The following is a 17,604-nucleotide window of genomic DNA, read 5'->3' as shown; positions in this document are numbered from 1 at the left end:
TAACTTTTTGTCTAATTAGAATGATTCTAAATAACGTCTTTTATGCTATGATTTTTTAACATAATCAAAAAACAGAGAAATGCACGTATCTCTTCGGATTCTCCCGCAAATCAAGCAATAGCTTAGAGGCGTTGTCCATCGTGCTGTTCAGATTATCATACAATCCTTTGTCGTTTAACAACAAGCCGATGCTATTATCCGTCGAATTCAATTTATCCGTAGTCAACTTCAAGTTCGCCAAGGTCGCATTGATGGAATTGACCGTTGTAGCCAAATCCAATTCTTTCAAGTTGGCGCTCACCTCCGAGAAATTATCCGTCATCGTCTTCAAGTTATTCACGATACCCGGTACATCCTTACTCAACATCTGATTCAACTGACGGGTAGACACCTCTAGGTTACTAGTCGTTTTTTCGATATGATTCAAGGATTGAGCCAAGGCCGGATGAGCGATCAAGGTTTGCAAGCTACCCAAGATCGTGTCGATCTTCGGCAAAAGGTTCTCAACGCTTGGCAAGATCTTCTCCTGTACGGATTGCATCATATCCTCTTCCATTCGTCCCTCAAGCGTAGAACCCGGCTTCAAAAAGTCATCCACGTAAGTGTTCAAATGGATATGCAACTCAGCTCCGCTTAAGAAAGTATTGACAACCGCTATATAACTTCCCTTATTCAGCCTCATCTTATCTTCCAAACTAACCTCAACGATGATCTTACCGGTCGTATCATAGTCATAAATAATATCACGAACCAATCCCACCTTAAAACCATCCACAAATACAGGGCTGGAAATCGTCACCCCCTTTACGTTGCTGAATGATACGTAGTAATGGTTCACCGGTTGAAACAGGTTAATACCCTTCAGATAATTAATGCCTAAATACAATAACGCCAGACTTACGATCGTCACAAGTCCGATCTTCGCCTCTTTAGTGAATACACTTTTCATTTCCTTTATTTATAATGTATAATTTATTCCTAAATCATTAATATTTCACCTTCTTCCCATCCTTAAAAGCGATGATGAAAGCATCTTTAAAATCTTTTGCGATCGTTCGGCGCATCTTCCGGATCGAGTTAAAATCCGAAGTCTCGCCATACGTGTATTTATAGATACCTTTCTCCACATAGAAATCCACGTTCTTGTACCCCTTAAATAACCGGGAGTTCGCAGGAAGCTTCTTATTGGAAGTCAAGAATTGTATCTTATATATAACCTTTCCTTTCGTGTTCCTGTTCACGGAAGTGGTAGAAGAAACTGAGTTTTTCTGTCTTGTGGCTTGCTGTTTTTTATTTAAGATATCAGCCTCGCTCCCCGGAGGCGGAGTTTCCTCATTCGCTACGGGAGCAACGACAGCTCCGGAAATATTTCCTTTACGACGATCGTAATTCTTCTTATATTTGCAAAAAGCATCGTACAACGCTTCCGCCAATTTATTTTGTCCGGCGGCGGTTCTCATGAACTGCTCTTCTTGACGATTCGAGATATACCCCAACTCGACCAGAACACTGGGCATGCTCGTTTTACGAAGCACCAAAAAACCAGCCTGTCTTACGCCACGGTCCACCCGCTTACAAGCCCTGAACGATTTCTGTATCTCGGAAGCCAAACTAATACTTTGCTCCATATGCTTATTCTGCATAAACTCGAAAATGATATATGACTCCGAAGAGTTCGGGTCAAATCCCTCATACCGTTGTTGATAATTATCCTCCAACAAGATCGCTGAGTTCTCGCTCATAGCCACCTCTAAGTTCTCTTCGCTACGGGCCAAACCCAGCGTATACGTCTCCGTACCTTGCACGGTACTTCCACGCTTTACGGCATTCGTATGGATAGACACGAAAAGATCCGCCTTATTGCGGTTCGCTATATTCGCACGTTCGTCCAACTCGATAAAACGATCCGTCTTACGAGTATAGATCACACGCACATCCTCCGCGTCATTCTCTATCAATCGACCCAATTTTAAGGCGACAGCGAGATTTATCTCCTTCTCATTAATATTCGCCCCTCTAGCGCCCGGGTCCTTACCGCCATGCCCGGCATCGATCACGACCGTAAAAGTCTTCTCTCTCGCCTGAAGTCCGGGCAAGAAAAAAAACAACGCAAATAGCAAGTTAATATATAGAAAAGACTTTTTGCTCACTTTCTAAAATTATTGCAAATTTGGAGACAAATGTAGTGCTTTTTTGCTGATTGACAGATGTCTTTTTTTATAATTAAAACAAAAAAAGAGGGTAGTTTCGAAACTACCCTCTTTCATGATATATTAAAGTATCTATTATTCAGAAACAACCTCGAAAGGAACCTCAACGGAAACCTCTTTGTGAAGTTTCAAAATAGCCTTATAGCTACCTACTTCCTTAACAGACTCCTTGATATAGATAATCTTACGATCGATATTCTCAAAACCAGCCTTAGCCAAAGCCTCAGCAACTTGGATATTCGTTACAGAACCGAAGATCGTACCTGTAGAGCTAGTCTTAGCACCAATCGTCAAAGCTACACCCTCTAACTTAGCGGCCAAAGCCTGAGCGTCTTCCTTGATCTTAGCCAATTTGTGGGCGCGTTGCTTCAAGTTCTCAGCCAATACTTTCTTAGCAGACTCTGAAGCGATCACTGCCTTACCCGTGGGGATTAGAAAGTTACGTCCGTAACCGTCTTTTACTGTTACGATATCGTCTTTGTAGCCTAAATTCACTACATCTTCTTTCAAAATAACTTGCATATTCTGTCTCCTCTTAATTAATTATTTCATCAAATCGGTTACGTAAGGAAGCAAAGCCAAGTGACGAGCACGCTTTACAGCCTGAGCCACACGACGTTGGAACTTCAAGGAAGTACCAGTGATACGACGCGGAAGGATCTTACCTTGCTCGTTCAAGAATTTCTTCAAGAATTCAGGATCCTTATAATCGATATACTTGATACCGTTCTTTTTGAAACGGCAATATTTTTTCTTCTTAACGTCTACTGAAGGCGGAGTTAAATATCTGATTTCTGATTGAGTTGCTGCCATAATTAATTATTCTCCTTTACTGTTTCTTTAGATGATTTCAGATTTCTTCTCTTAGCTGCATATTCTGCGGCATACTTGTCTTGACGGAAAGTCAAGAAGCGGATCACACGCTCGTCACGACGGAAGTTCAACTCCAACGTAGCGATAACACTAGGATCTGCCTTGAATTCAACCAACTGGTAGAAGCCTGTTGTCTTCTTGTCGATAGGATAAGCTAACTTGCGCAAGCCCCAGTTCTCTTCATTCACGATCTCAGCTCCTTGAGCTTTCAGAAGGTTCGTGAATTTCTCTACCGCTTCCTTCATCTGAGCGTCAGACAAAACGGGAGTCAAAATGAAAACGGTTTCGTAATTGTTCATAAAACGCTGTTTAATATTGATTAATAAAAAATTTTGCGGTGCAAAGGTAGTGATTATTTCGTAACTGACAAACAAATACATATTATTAAAAAGAAAAAACTTTCTATTAACATGTTTTAGCAAAAAAAATCCATACCCACTCATTCGGGATTCTTTTTGCCCGTCTAAAGGTAAAAACATTTTCTTGACATAAAAAGAAAAGAACCGTATCAACAAAACAAGAATTCATTTCTTGATTCCATTAATACGGTTCTCCAATCCTAATTTTTACCAACACACAATATTTACACAAGTTCTTTTTTCCATGCAATCTCGACTCCTTCTTTTTGAATCCATTGCTGGAAATCCGTTAGCATATTCTTATCGCTGCGAATAATACGAGCGGATATTTGCTTTTTACTGGCATAGGTAATTAATAAACCTACAGCTTCTCCTATTCCCCACTCTACTGGATGGGTACGATAACACCCATTTGTTATGTGAGTCGTCCCTATATTTTTACATGCAGGGAACAAATTATTTACCCGCTGTGGTAATAAAGCACCTAACGGTATTTGAAAACGAAGAGAGTTGAAATCTATATAATTGTCTCCTCCACAAGAAGGATGCAAATCTATATGATAATAACCAATACCAACACTATCATAAAATGCAGCAGCAGTTGTTTCTCCTGATATCAACTTCCTATTCTCTTCGCCCACATGCTCCTCTAAAATTCTAAATTCCGCTTTAATGCGGCGTGACTCCCTTATATAAGGATATTTAGCCATTCCATCTTTCGTACCAAGCAAATTTTTACGGAGCCTTAATCCCTTCCAACCAACACCACCATCTGGTCGTGGGGCTTCAGTCTGTAACCAATATAACAATGAAAGATTCAAAGCTTTTGCGGCATCCACATGCTTCTGAAATTCATTCTCGGGCACATCTATAATATTCCCTAACATATAATCATTCTGAGGCCAATTAACAAGAGTCGTGCTCCCTTGGTAAGTATCTGGAAGAAAATTATGCTGATCTATAATTCTACGATACATCCAAAAGTTAAAAGCATCCGTTGGTGTTCCATCAGGAATACAGACGGCATGATTAGGTTTTAATGTAGATGGTGTCGGATAGGTCATACTCAACAATTTACCTGGCCATGCAGGAGTTAAATTTGGTATATAGTTAGCCCAAAACGTATAATTATCTGGCTTATCGATCGTCCAATCTTCTCCCGGTATGTATTCCATCGCAAAACAAACAGTAAAAGCCTGATTATTCAAAGGATTTGACTGCTTAGCAGCATGCAGCTCTTTTGTATCTTCTTGCGACTCCGAACCTGTTACATATTCAGTCTTCGTCAGTGGTAGTAAATCACCACACTCTGTCGCATCCACAAAATAAGGAGCGGTCAAGGTAACAAGTTCTCCATTTTGTCTATCTCGTACAGTAACAGCTAACACTTCATCTCCCTGCACATCGGAACTTTGAGCCTTATGATTTAACAAAATTTGTAATTTTCCCGCACTAACATAAGGCATTAGCATTTCCATCAAGACCTCCACAGAAACCATCGGTTCATGGCATATTTTAGATACACCACCATTACCCGGATTTAGATATGGATTATTACGAGCCGCCTCTGTTAAATGATAATGATACCGATAAAAATCACGTATTTTATTTCTATACATTCGATAAGATGCGGTAGCTCCACCAGACTCAATCCATTTATGTTCGTCTGGCGGTACACCTTGCTGAGAAACCTGTCCACCAATCCAATCCGTTTCTTCCGTAAGAATTACATTCATACCATTTCTACAAGCGGCTAACGCAGTTGCACAACCGCCCATTCCTCCTCCAACAACCACAATATCAGCTTTCATTTCCTCTACTTTCGCTCCTCCTTCAATCGGCATGGAAGAGGAAATCTTATTCCCTTTTTGGCAAGCTGTCACAAGAGGAAGCAAAAGCGAGCTTCCTCCTGTCAATAAACTATAAGTCAAAAAATCTCGTCGTTTCATATTTTAATACCCTTTATTTTGAACTAATTTAGGATTACGATCCAATTCTTGTTGAGGAATAGGCCATAACTCAAATTTAGCATCCCAATAACGATTTGCGTCCCTTACTTTCAATTTCTCTTTATAAGACTCATAATCAGGAATATCATTTAAATCATGACGATCCGATTTCTTAAAATAAGGAATATCGGTCTCAGACAAACCTTTATAACGAATTTCCTCGATAGGACGACCATACATCGGTTTCTCATTTTCTAAATCCCCAATTCCCCATCTTCTCATATCGATCAGATGCAATCCTTCAATAGCGAATTCTACCTTACGCTCTCTTCTTACTAATTGACGCATTTTCTCTATATTTCCGATTCTATCAGCCGATACATTGGGCATCCCTACACGATTTCGTACTTGATTGATTGCGTCATAAACGCTCTGATCCAACTCCCCTAGTTCAATCTTCGCTTCCGCATAACCAAGTAAGATTTCCGCATACCGCATGATTGGTACATTTTGACTTGTATAGCTAATATTTTGAGATGTTTCTTTACTATATTTAGCTATAATATAACCACACCCGGCATTGGTAAAACTAGCCCAAGCTGCAGCGCTATTTATATCATCATTATTTCTAACCTCCCATTCACCAGTCGTATAATTATATTGTTGTGTCTCGTCATCATAGGCATTGATAATAACGGTATTCAAAGAACCATTATTACAAGTAGCTGTATCTCCATGCATCCATAAAGTAGCCTTGAAACGAGGGTCCCTGTTCTTTTGTGGGTGATGTACATCATATAGTGGAGATTCATCAATACGTTTCCCATCTATACATTCATAAGTATCTGCCAACAGCATACTCGGATGTCGAGACGTTTGTCCTTGCATACGAGAGACAAAACCAAATCCAGTCCAATTCCTGTGAACATTCGTACCATCAACATTATAGATCATCTCCAAAATCATCTCGTTTCGGACATCTGCTTTCGCCTGTCCTTCCACGACAAACAAATCCTCGTAGTTCAATGCCAGCAAACGTTTCCCGATCACTTTTGAGGCTGCTTCAGCGGCTATTTTAAAATATTCAGTACTTTTTCCTCCGAAATCTAAACTCCCCCCTAATAAAGCCATACGATTGATAAGACCATACGCAAATGATTTATCAACACGTCCTCTATCCATTGCGATCCAATCTAGATATTCGGTAGCTTCATTACATTCGTTTATAATAAAATCCAATATTTTAACCCTTGATGTTTTTTCCACCTCATACTGATCGGAAGTGGGAGGTTCTGTATAAAAAGGCACATCCCCCCATAAAGCGATTAACAGATAATAATAATACGCTCTTAACACACGGACCTCCGATACATACTGTAAAGACTTCTTACTAAGATCATCCATATTCGGCCTCACTCCTGTTAAAAATGCGTTTGCTCTCGCTACGTTCGTATAAAGTTGGGACCAGAATTTAAGTATATCGCTGTTATCCGCATTTAAACCACCTCCCGCACCAATCGTCGTATTCTCATTTCTTTCCAGAGCTAGCCCTGTATAAAAATCAAAGATTGTCGTATGGGCGAGTTCTCCTACAACCTGCATATATAAGTTCGAATATACACCAGTTGCCCCTTCTCTGATTGCGTTCTCATTTGTATAAAATCCCTCGTTTGTGTAAGACGGATTCGTATCTTCTACATCCAAAAAATCACTGCATGATATATTAATAAAAACAAGTAACACGCAAATCGTATAAATGAATCTGTATCTTTTCATAACCTTTCCTTTAAAATTTTATATCGACACCAAATGTATAAACCTGAGTAACCGGATAATAAGATGATACATCACCTTCAGGATCATATCCTTTATATCCTTTTGCTATTGTGAGTAGATTTTGGCCGCTTAGATAAAATCGCACATTACTAAGCCCTGATTTACCTAATATATTCTTAGGCAATGAATAACCTACACTCACGTTCTTTAAACGCATATAAGCCCCACTCTTTACCCAAAAAGAAGAAGGAATATTATTCATGTTTCCTCCGCCTGAACCATCAATCAATAATAGAGGATATTCTGCATTTCGATTCTCTTCAGACCAAGAATCCAACTGATGTTCGTAAACAGTACCTCCCATCCAAAACGGCCTTGCTCCTGCTCCGTTAAAGAATATATCCCGTTTACCCACTCCTTGTAAAAACACATTAAAATCAAAGTTATTCCATTCCGCACCTAGATTCAGACTAAAAGAATAACGTGGTTGTGGATCACCGATAATCGTACGATCCGCATCTGTGATCTGGCCATCAGGTACCCCTTCAGGGCCACTAATATCCTTATATTTTATATATCCGGGCTTTACATTATCTTTATTATTCCCATAAACTGGATAGCTATTAATCTCCTCTTTAGACTGGAAATATCCATCAGCCACATATCCATACCAAGAACTTATAGGGAATCCCTCTTGTGTCGTATTATTATCATTAATATACTTATTTCCATACAGATCCGTCACCTCATTTTTTACATCGGATAACATAGCCCTAATGTTATATTTCACTTTTCCTATCCGATCATGCCACATCACGCTTAAATCCCAACCGTTATTTCTCATATTGCCCGCATTCTCCCATGGAGAAGTCAAACCAACCGCATAAGTCACGGGAAATTGTTGCAACATATCGCTAATTTCACGGATGTAATAATCAAACGTCACATCCAAACGGGTATTAAAAGCGGTAATATCCAATCCAAAATCAAACTGCTGTGATTTCTCCCAAGAGATTTCAGGATTAGACAACGCATTGGAATAAATTCCTGTAGTATAATTTTTACTATCTCCAAACCAATACGAGGCATCCAAGGCTAATACAGACGCATATGGATAATAGTCCTTGAGGTCTTGGTTTCCTAAAGAACCATACGAAGCACGGATCTTCAAATTATCAATCGCATCTTTTAATGGATCGAAGAAATGTTCCTCTGATATTCGCCATCCAATAGACACTGAAGGAAAAAATCCCCAGCGATTTTTAGCAGTGAACCTTGATGAGCCATCGTAACGTCCGGTAAGTTCGATTAAATATTTGTCCGCAAAAGTATAATTAAAGCGAGCGAAATATGACATCATAGTCAATTTAGAACTATTACCATTAACCATAGAGGAAGAGGCATCCCCATGATTCATTTCCTCGTAGCCATCATAGTAATAATTATTACGTGAACCACCAAACGACTTATTTTTGAACTCATCGGTTTGAAATCCCAAAAAGCCCTTAAAATAATGCCTTTCATTGAAAGTATTTTCATAAGTCACCTGAGCGTTAAACTGGTTCTTAATCAACTGATACCACTCCTCATACCTAGATTTAGTCGTAGGATAAGTCATGATAAAATTACCACCCTCATAAGTATCATAGGTATTCTGAAACTTATCTTGTTTATTCTCATACCGCCTGCTGGCATAACTGGCCAAGATCTCCATACCTTTGATTGGTGTCAAAGCGAGAGTTCCTTTTACATCTATATCATTATTATCTACGACCTTAACCCCACCATCAATCGCTTGCGCTAACGGATTGATACCATTTTGGCCATTTCCCCAAGTTCCATCATTATTAACAGCCCCAAAAAGAGGTGTAAAACGCAACGTACTATTTATAATATTATTTGTTCCACTCGTCGGGTCTTTTTGAATGCTTCTACGGATATTCAGGTTTAAACCCGCCCTAAGCCACTCTGTTAGCTTAACGTCCGTGTTTGAACGAATAGCAGTACGTTTGAACGAATTATTTGGTATTAAACCATCCTCATAATTATAGGAAGCATTGACAAATGTCTTTAACACATCACTACCACCACTAACACTAATTGAATGATTATGTGTTAACGTGATTTCATCAAATACTAAATCTTTCCAATTCGTATCATACCTATGAATATTATCTGCCCCAGAAGTTTTATAGGCATTAATTACCTCTTCCGAATATTGAGGGGCTTGATTATTATTAACGCACGCTTGATTGATAGCCTCCATATAAGTGACCGCATCTACGGGATTAGGAGTCGAGGTAGGCGTACGAAAACCTACATAACCATTATAAGAGACCGATAATTTATTTTCTTTAGCCCTTTTGGTTGTCACCAAAATGACACCATTAGAGGCACGAGATCCATAGATCGACGCTGATGCAGCATCTTTCAATACAGAGACAGACTCTATCGCATTCATATCGACAGAGTTCATATCCCCCTCAACTCCATCTATCAATACCAAAGGCTCACTATTTGAATTGATCGATCCCGTTCCTCGGATTTGGATGGAGGCCGTCGCTCCCGGAGCTCCGGAACTTTGGGTAACAACCATACCCGGTATCAAGCCTTGTAAGGCTTGAGATGAACTGGAAAGGTTTCGCTTCGTTAAATCCTGACTAGAAATACTTTGCACCGCTCCCGTCAGATTTACCTTCTTTTGTGTTCCATATCCAACAACGACCACCTCGTCTAAAGCTTGCGTATCCTCGCCAAGTTTAACGGAGAAATCGGTCTTTCCTGAGACCGATAATTCTTGCGTATTATAGCCGATATATGAGACTTGAAGAGTAGCATTACCGCTTACCTCTAACGTGAATTTCCCATCAATATCAGTGATAGTTCCGTTTGCAGTCCCCTTCTCCACAACATTTGCACCAATCACAGGGATACCTTGGTTATCGACAATCACACCCGATACTCTTTTTCTGTCTTTCGTGGTATCATCCGCTTTCTCCGGTACAATAAGTATGTAATTTCCATTTGTCTTATATGTGTACCCCGTATTCTTTAACAATTGCGATAAGGCCAACAAGACTTCCATTTCTTTTTGATCCATCAAGACCTTTCTCGACACATCCAATTGACTGTCATTATAGGCTATCTTATAAGTCGAGACTGACTCTAGTTTCTCAAATGCTTGTTTTAAAGAGATAAAACCGTCATGAAATGTCACTTTTTGCGCATCAATAGGCAAACTCCGAACCATAGCAAGACTCAAACAAAGAATAGTGATACATATAGATTTATTCCTGTTCATGCGATATTAGATTTTTTAGTTAAACATTTATATTTCCTTCTATAGTACGTACTCGTTATTAGGACAAGGAATACGAAGGATACACCTAACAGAACAAAGTTAACAAATGTAAAACACAGAACATTGAGTAATAGAAATTTCAAAGGACACAAACACCAAACTGTTTATCGAAAGCTCGTATCTATTGTTCAGCTCGACAAACAAACAGTGAGATAAAGTTTTTACTTCTAATTGGTAAACACACTCGTTTCTATATATACTTTCACTTTTAAAAGAAGACTAAGAAATATACATTTTAATCAATATAGACTCCATCCTCTTTGATCTGATACTCTAAACCAGGTACTATCTCCTTGAGCAGCATCATGATGTTCACCAATGACTCATTCTTATTGAAATGGATCGTAAGCCGGTTGGAATGATAAGCGGAGGTACGTAAATGCACCTTCACATTATAGACACGTTCCAAGGTTTTTAAAATATCCTCGAAAGAATCGTTGTTAAACAACAAGCCTCCCTCTTTCCATGCCGAGTAATCCGAGCCCACCACCTGCCGCACGTCCACCTTTCCCCGGGAAGGGATGTAGACAAGCTGCTCGTTAGGACTCAATATACATGGAGCCACCGAGGGATCATCAGGAAGGATCTTCAAGGAACCTTCCTCCAAGGTTGTCGTTATCTTCTCTTGGTCCGAGTAAGCGGATAAATTAAACTCGGTACCCAACACTTGTACCCGCATCGCTTTCGTCCGCACAATGAAAGGTTGCTCAGGACGTTTTCGCACCTTGAAATATCCCTCTCCCACCAGATAGATCTCTCGCTTATCCCCGATAAAGTCGGATGGATAAAGCAGCAAGGTACCGGAATTCAACCAGACCTCGCTACCATCGGGCAAGGTGATCCGCTCCCGCTTGCCGGAAGGTACGAACCGCTCCATAAAAGCGAGCTGCCTGACATCCCGTGCGTCTCTATATAGATAATAAGAAACACCCAACGACAACAAAGGGATCAGCCAGATAGCGGCGATACGCACCCATGCCGGGATACGCAGACAGGGACGGGGCCTCACGTCCAATGTATTCTCCAACCGGGCGAAAGCCATCTCGCTTCGTTTATCCGCCTCCGGAAAACCGATCTCATTCCAGATCTCCCGTAAAACCTCTTCCTTTTCCCGTTCGTCTCCCGGCTCCGCCAATCGTTGATGTACCCGATCCACCATCTCCCCGGAGAACGAATGATGGAAAAAGTATTTTAATATCTTTTTTATAGGACTCATTCCTGCTTTTCTATTTTATCTTGTTTATAGGACCTACTTTTCTCACTTTACCCTCAATTCATTAACATATCATAACAAGAAGGAAAGTCAATACTACGTTCCGCAATTCCCTTAACGCTAGATTCAAATGTTTTTCCACGGTCTTTTTTGAGAGTTGTAAATTCTCGGCGATCTCTGTGTTCGACAATCCCTCATTACGGCTCATCCGGTAGATCATCCTCCGCTGTGGCGGCATGGTCTCTACAATCATATCCACCAACAATCGCAAATCCTTAGCGACTAAATCCTCATAAGGCGTACTTCGCTCCTCGTCTTCCTCCGAAGCACTCTCCAAGCTCACGAGATTCACCCGGCGGGATTCGATATAATTGAACGCCGTATGCTTCGCCAGCACATAGAGGTAGGAACCGAACGTCCTCACTTCCGTGAAACGACTCCGATGCGTCCAAAGCTTTAGGAAAATCTCTTGGGTCAAGTCCTCGGCATCGTTCTCGGACTTCACGAGTCCCAGCACGAAATAATAGACTTTCAGATGGTAACGCATGAACAATTCCCGGAAAGCGGTATGATTTCCAGCGGCAAATTGTTCTAAAATGGATTTTTCATCTGTCATCTCGATTAACTCCTTTCACGATACGGTGGGAGCAAATAAAGTAATAATAACCGGCCGTAAGAACGCTTTTCTTGTTAATAAATACAAAATTGAAAGAAATCCCCCGTATATCAAGCCCTCCCTTCCCGAAGATTTAAGGCTTCTAAAGGCATCCTTTAGCCGTTTTCTCCGTACCTATTCATATTCTACCATCCGTTGTATGATCATCCACCAACTGTTAGAAGATCATGCAACGGATGGTGGATGATCATACAACGGATGGTAGAATATGAAAGTCTACGCTCGAAATCCTTTAAATGTAGGTTTCTTTCGCCTAATGTGTGATGAAGAATCGCTTACCGCTTCCTTATGTTCTTTTTTTTGTCTAAGTTTGTTCCTTCAATGACATTCAATATGTATTGGTTACATCATTCTATCAATTTACTCAAGATCGTGCCCTTTTTGGGTGGTTGGTTATCCGACCGGTTGCTGGGAGACCCGGAAGGTTGGCCCCATCCTATCGTATGGTTTGGCAAAGCGATCAGCGCCGGAGAGAAAGAGTTGAATAAAGGCTCCGAGCGGGTCCTAAAAGGCGGCATACTGGCAGTCGTGCTTATCCTTGGCGTGTATTTAATCTGCGAGTGGATATTGTCGTGGGCTTGGATTATACATCCGCAGTTCAGTGGGTTGCTGACGGCTGTCGGCGTATTTTATTGCCTATCCGGAAAGACGCTTATCAAGGAAGTGAAGGCGGTGTTCGAGGCCGTGGACCGTAGCACGGAAGAAGGACGGCGGCAAGTGGCACGGATCGTGGGGAGGGATACCTCGAACCTGTCGCCGCAAGAGATACGGGCGGCAGCGTTGGAGACCTTGTCCGAGAACTTAAGCGACGGCGTGATCGCCCCGATGTTTTGGTTTGCCCTGCTGGGGTTGCCGGGGATGATGGCTTACAAGATGGTGAATACACTGGACTCGATGATCGGTTATAAGAATGAGCGTTACCTTGAGTTCGGACGGATAGCGGCGCAAATCGACGATATCGCCAATTACATCCCGGCCCGCCTCACGGCCTATTTGATGTTGCTGGTCTCCAATAATTGGGGAAAAAGGGATTTCGTACGGCGTTTCGGCCCTGAACACGCAAGCCCTAATTCCGGTTATCCAGAAGCGGCCTTGGCGGCGGTCTTGGACTGCCAGTTCGGGGGGACGCACGATTATTTCGGCAAACCGGTGGAGAAGCCTTATATCGGAACGAACGCGAGGCCTTTCACGACCGAGGATATGCGTATCGCCATTCAAGTGAATAGTAATACGGAACTGGTGATGGGTGTGATCGTCACCCTTATTTTACTAATAATATAATATTAATAATATGGAAATTAGATTAAACAAACTGATAAGCGAAGCCGGTGTTTGCTCACGCCGGGAAGCGGACAATTTCATCGAGATGGAACGGGTAACCGTAAACGGCAAGCAACCGCACGTAGGCCAGAAGGTCACGGCGGAAGATGTCGTATTGGTGGACGGTGAACGCTTGAACGTAGAGAAATATATCCGCCTGCAAGAGGAGGAGAAAAAGGAGGTGCAGCAAGAAAAAGAATTACTCGGCACGCTCCGGAAAGCGAAACCCGAGAACAAGGGAGGCCGTGAAGGCGCTAAAATGGAGAAGTTCGGAAAGTTCAATAAATACGCTGCCGCCCGTAAGGCGCAGAAAGAGGGAGGCTGGAAATCCAAGACCGCCAAGCTTACCGACGAGGAGAAGTTATTGCGGGATGCCTTACGCCCCAAGTTCGGAAAGGCACTGAGCAAATCGGCGGTGGCGCAGCGGATCGCCGCCAACCCGAAATCGGCCGCCCTTCGGAAGACGAGCAAGAACAATCCGATCAACAAGGCTAAACGTGCCGCCCACCGGAAAAACAGGAATCACGAAGGCGATGAGTAAGAAAGTGATCTTAGTGACTGGAGGACAGCGGTCCGGCAAGAGCGGATACGCACAGAGGCTCGCCTTATCGCTGTCGCCCAACCCGGTTTACCTAGCTACCTCCCGCATCTGGGACGAGGAGTTCCGGAAGCGGGTGGAACGCCACCAGCGAGACCGTGGACCCGAGTGGACCAATATAGAGGAGGAGAAATACTTGAGCCGCCACGATCTTACCGATCGTGTCGTGGTGATCGATTGCGTAACCCTTTGGGGGACAAATTTCTTCTTCGACAATCAAAGCGACGTGGAATTATCCCTCTCCCTCCTCAAAGCGGAGTTCGATAAACTCTCCCGGCAAGATGCCTACTTGATCTTCGTGACGAACGAGCTGGGTATGGGAGGCGTGCCGATAGACGAGGTGCAACGTAAATTTACCGATATGCAAGGCTGGCTCAACCAATATATCGCCTCTAAAGCGGACGAGGTTGTCTTGATGGTCAGCGGAATCCCCGTCAAGATCAAGGAATAAGAACAACGACTTATATAAAATACTACTATCATGATACAATTTCACATCGAGGCCCCGGACAAAGGGCTGGAGGCCGCTTTACAAGACAAGATCGATAATCTGACAAAGCCGAAAGGCTCATTGGGAACGCTCGAGGCGCTCGCCCTGCAAGTGGGATTGATCCAGCAAACCTTATCGCCTGTCTTGCGTCATCCCGTGAACGTAATCTATGCATCGGATCACGGCATCGCCGACGAGGGTGTAAGCAAATCTCCCAAGGAGGTAACTCGCCAAGTGATCCATAATTTCTTGAACGGAGGAGCGGGAGTTTGCTACCTTGCCCGCCAGCATGGGTTTGAGTTGAAGATCGTGGATGGCGGCGTGGATTTCGATTTCCCCGTTATCCCCCAACTTATCGACCGCAAGGTGCGCAAGGGAGGAACCCGTAACTTTCTTCACGAGGCGGCCATGACCGTGGAGGAAATGGAGAAAGCCCTTCAATACGGAGCCGATATCGTGACGGATTGTTACAACGAAGGCTGTAACGTGATCAGTTTCGGAGAGATGGGTATCGGGAATACGGCGGCTTCCAGCATGTGGATGACTTGCCTCACGCAAATCCCATTGATCGACTGTGTGGGGGCCGGTAGCGGACTGGACAGCGAAGGCGTACGGCATAAATACAACGTACTGAAACGCTCGTTGGAGAATTACAAAGGGGATGGAAGCGCCTTGGATGTAATGCGCTACTTCGGAGGGTATGAGATGGTTATGGCTGTAGGAGGCATGTTGCGTGCCGCCGAACTGAAGATGATTATCCTCGTGGATGGTTTTATCATGACGAATTGCGTATTGGTGGCTTCCCGCTTATATCCGGAAATGCAATCGTATTGCGTATTCGGGCATTGCGGCGACGAGGCCGGACATAAACGGATACTGGATTTCTTGGGGGCAAAAGCATTGCTCGATCTAGGGCTACGGCTGGGAGAAGGTTCCGGCTCGGTATGCGCTTACCCGATACTCGACTCCGCCGTTCGCATGATCAACGAGATGTATAGTTTCAAGCAAGCGGCAATCACCAAATATTTCTGATATGTTGCGGATACTCGCTGCGTTTATATTCTTTACTCGGTTACCGTTCTGGCGGTTGGCGGAGGTTCCGGCGGCCTGTTTCAAGAATATCGTGAGCCATTGGGCGTTGGTCGGTTGGCTGACGGCTGGTTTGTCGGTATTGGTATTGTACGCTACCTCCTTGATTCTTCCGCCATCCGTGGCGATCTTATGCGCCATGATTACCCGATTGCTGATAACCGGCTGCCTGCATGAGGACGGGCTGGCGGATTTCTTCGACGGTTTCGGCGGCGGCACGAGCCGGGAACGCATATTGGCGATCATGAAAGACTCGCATATAGGTAGCTATGGGGTAATCGGACTGATTTTCTACTTCGGACTATTCTACCTACTAGTAAGCAGTCTCCCGATCGAGCTAGCGGGATGTGCCATACTGGCTGGAGATCCTTTTTGCAAAGGCGTCTCCAGCATGATCATCAATCGCCTGCCTTACGCGAGGAAAGAGGAGGAAGCCAAGAACAAGACCGTATATAGCCGAATGACCTCTCGAGAATATGTATTTAGCATCATTTGTGCTTTCTTACCATTATTATGGCTTCCCCAACCTGTTTACTTACTAGCGGGTATATTCCCGGTTATCACTTGGTATTTCCTTACCTCTTTCATGAAGAGAAAGATACAAGGATATACGGGAGACTGCTGTGGAGCGACTTTTCTTCTTAGTGAGTTAAGCTTCTATATGGGTTTCGTGATCATCTATCAAACTATATAATTATGGAGATTTATTTAATCAGACATACCTCTGTCGATGTTCCCGCCGGCTACGCCTACGGGCAAACCGATGTTCCATTGAAACCGACCTTCGAGGAAGAGGCGGAAGAGGTAAAAAAAGGCTTGAGCGATCATACGTTCGATAAGGTTTGGACAAGTCCCCTTACCCGCTGCGTGCGCTTAGCTAATTATTGCGGCTTTCCGGAGGCGGAGAGAGAAGACCGTATCAAGGAGGTGAATTTCGGGGAATGGGAAATGAAATCGTGGAATGAGCTATCCTCCGATCCCCGCTCAGAGGCTTGGTTCAAGGATTGGGTTAATAACCCGACTCCAAACGGTGAATCCCTACAAGATCAATACGACCGGGTTAGCGACTTCTTGAATGAGCTTCGCAAAAGCGAGCTGCAAAAGGTATGCCTATTCGCGCATGGCGGGGTATTGACTTGTGCCCGGGTCTACGCTGGCGAATATCCTTTGCAAGATGCTTTTAAGAACGTACCCTCTTACGGGGCTATCGTAAAATTAGTGCTGGATTAACCAAAATCCGGCACATTTCGAAAGGATAAGATGCGGCACGCCACATCTCTACAACGGCTGGTGCCATATAACAAAAAAAGGAGCCAATCTTTCGACTGACTCCTTTCACCTAAGACGGCGGCTACCTACTCTTCCACTGTTACGCAGTACCATCGGCGTGACGAGGCTTAACTTCTCTGTTCGGAATGGGAAGAGGTGGATCCCTCGTGCTATAGCCACCTTAATATCATTATCAAGATTTTGACCGGACATCAATCCGAAGAGACTCGCTTCGCCTTATCGTCTTAAAATATATCAACCTTCACTGTGAGGAAAGTCCCGGGCTATTAGTACCACTCGGCTCGGACGTCGCCGCCCTTACACCTGTGGCCTATCAAGGTCATCGTCTATAACCACCCTTGAGGGAGATCTAATCTTGAGGCCGGCTTCGTACTTAGATGCTTTCAGCACTTATCCGATC

Annotated in this window: 16 protein-coding genes and 2 rRNA genes; 6 read left to right on the top strand and 12 right to left on the bottom strand. The window is 43.3% G+C overall.

Features of this window, described 5'->3' with window-relative positions:
- Positions 1 to 64 precede the first annotated feature (64 nt).
- The 10 genes from HMPREF0999_RS20305 to HMPREF0999_RS20260 all read right to left on the bottom strand — a co-directional run bounded on the left by HMPREF0999_RS20305 (position 65) and on the right by HMPREF0999_RS20260 (position 12,357).
- The gene (locus tag HMPREF0999_RS20305; RefSeq protein WP_005855082.1) at positions 65 to 949 is read right to left on the bottom strand and encodes an MlaD family protein; all 885 of its coding nucleotides are present in this window, start codon (positions 947 to 949) and stop codon (positions 65 to 67) included.
- Positions 950 to 986: 37 nt separating this feature from the next.
- Positions 987 to 2,150 carry an N-acetylmuramoyl-L-alanine amidase gene (locus HMPREF0999_RS20300; RefSeq protein WP_009276784.1) on the bottom strand — a complete coding sequence of 388 codons (1,164 nt, stop codon included), beginning with the start codon at positions 2,148 to 2,150 and terminating at the stop codon, positions 987 to 989.
- A 135-nt stretch (positions 2,151 to 2,285) separates the two neighbouring features.
- The gene (gene rplI, locus HMPREF0999_RS20295) at positions 2,286 to 2,732 is read right to left on the bottom strand and encodes a 50S ribosomal protein L9 (RefSeq protein WP_009276783.1); all 447 of its coding nucleotides are present in this window, start codon (positions 2,730 to 2,732) and stop codon (positions 2,286 to 2,288) included.
- Positions 2,733 to 2,753: 21 nt separating this feature from the next.
- Positions 2,754 to 3,023 (bottom strand): 30S ribosomal protein S18, encoded by a 270-nt coding sequence (rpsR, locus tag HMPREF0999_RS20290; protein ID WP_005637107.1) that lies wholly within the window; start codon positions 3,021 to 3,023, stop codon positions 2,754 to 2,756.
- 2 nt (positions 3,024 to 3,025) lie between these two features.
- Positions 3,026 to 3,382, bottom strand: a complete 357-nt coding sequence (gene rpsF, locus HMPREF0999_RS20285; protein WP_005865478.1) for a 30S ribosomal protein S6 — start codon at positions 3,380 to 3,382, stop codon at positions 3,026 to 3,028.
- 284 nt (positions 3,383 to 3,666) lie between these two features.
- Positions 3,667 to 5,391 carry an FAD-dependent oxidoreductase gene (locus HMPREF0999_RS20280; RefSeq protein ID WP_005855072.1) on the bottom strand — a complete coding sequence of 575 codons (1,725 nt, stop codon included), beginning with the start codon at positions 5,389 to 5,391 and terminating at the stop codon, positions 3,667 to 3,669.
- A gap of 3 nt (positions 5,392 to 5,394) precedes the next feature.
- A complete protein-coding gene (locus HMPREF0999_RS20275; RefSeq protein ID WP_005855070.1) occupies positions 5,395 to 7,167 on the bottom strand; it encodes a RagB/SusD family nutrient uptake outer membrane protein in 1,773 nt (590 codons plus the stop codon).
- A 10-nt stretch (positions 7,168 to 7,177) separates the two neighbouring features.
- The gene (locus tag HMPREF0999_RS20270; protein WP_009276782.1) at positions 7,178 to 10,468 is read right to left on the bottom strand and encodes a TonB-dependent receptor; all 3,291 of its coding nucleotides are present in this window, start codon (positions 10,466 to 10,468) and stop codon (positions 7,178 to 7,180) included.
- Positions 10,469 to 10,763: 295 nt separating this feature from the next.
- On the bottom strand, positions 10,764 to 11,744 hold the full coding sequence (locus HMPREF0999_RS20265; protein WP_009018595.1) for a FecR family protein: 981 nt from the start codon (positions 11,742 to 11,744) through the stop codon (positions 10,764 to 10,766).
- Positions 11,745 to 11,805: 61 nt separating this feature from the next.
- Positions 11,806 to 12,357 (bottom strand): RNA polymerase sigma-70 factor, encoded by a 552-nt coding sequence (locus tag HMPREF0999_RS20260; protein WP_009276781.1) that lies wholly within the window; start codon positions 12,355 to 12,357, stop codon positions 11,806 to 11,808.
- Positions 12,358 to 12,738: 381 nt separating this feature from the next.
- On the opposite strand from HMPREF0999_RS20260, the gene cbiB reads away from it, so the two are divergent.
- From cbiB to cobC, 6 genes are read left to right on the top strand one after another with little or no spacing between them, the layout of a single operon-like run.
- Complete coding sequence (gene cbiB / locus HMPREF0999_RS20250; RefSeq protein ID WP_009276780.1) at positions 12,739 to 13,698, top strand: adenosylcobinamide-phosphate synthase CbiB; 960 nt, start codon at positions 12,739 to 12,741, stop codon at positions 13,696 to 13,698.
- A gap of 10 nt (positions 13,699 to 13,708) precedes the next feature.
- Entirely contained in the window at positions 13,709 to 14,278 is a 570-nt protein-coding gene (locus tag HMPREF0999_RS20245; RefSeq protein ID WP_009276779.1) for a S4 domain-containing protein, read from the top strand.
- A complete protein-coding gene (locus tag HMPREF0999_RS20240) occupies positions 14,271 to 14,786 on the top strand; it encodes a bifunctional adenosylcobinamide kinase/adenosylcobinamide-phosphate guanylyltransferase (protein WP_008774497.1) in 516 nt (171 codons plus the stop codon). Before HMPREF0999_RS20245 ends, HMPREF0999_RS20240 begins: the two co-directional genes overlap by 8 nt.
- A gap of 30 nt (positions 14,787 to 14,816) precedes the next feature.
- A complete protein-coding gene (gene cobT / locus HMPREF0999_RS20235) occupies positions 14,817 to 15,857 on the top strand; it encodes a nicotinate-nucleotide--dimethylbenzimidazole phosphoribosyltransferase (protein ID WP_005855054.1) in 1,041 nt (346 codons plus the stop codon).
- A gap of 1 nt (position 15,858) precedes the next feature.
- Positions 15,859 to 16,608 (top strand): adenosylcobinamide-GDP ribazoletransferase, encoded by a 750-nt coding sequence (locus tag HMPREF0999_RS20230; RefSeq protein WP_005855052.1) that lies wholly within the window; start codon positions 15,859 to 15,861, stop codon positions 16,606 to 16,608.
- A 2-nt stretch (positions 16,609 to 16,610) separates the two neighbouring features.
- Complete coding sequence (gene cobC, locus HMPREF0999_RS20225) at positions 16,611 to 17,144, top strand: alpha-ribazole phosphatase (protein ID WP_008780962.1); 534 nt, start codon at positions 16,611 to 16,613, stop codon at positions 17,142 to 17,144.
- A 112-nt stretch (positions 17,145 to 17,256) separates the two neighbouring features.
- Here cobC and rrf read toward each other — a convergent pair.
- Positions 17,257 to 17,367 (bottom strand): 5S ribosomal RNA (gene rrf, locus HMPREF0999_RS20220).
- A gap of 83 nt (positions 17,368 to 17,450) precedes the next feature.
- A 23S ribosomal RNA gene (locus HMPREF0999_RS20215) occupies positions 17,451 to 17,604 on the bottom strand; the annotation flags it as partial.

Source organism: Parabacteroides sp. D25 (assembly GCF_000307475.1).
GTDB lineage: Bacteria > Bacteroidota > Bacteroidia > Bacteroidales > Tannerellaceae > Parabacteroides > Parabacteroides distasonis.
Note: the sequence above shows the minus strand (reverse complement) of the source record. Positions and strands in the feature narration are given on the sequence as shown.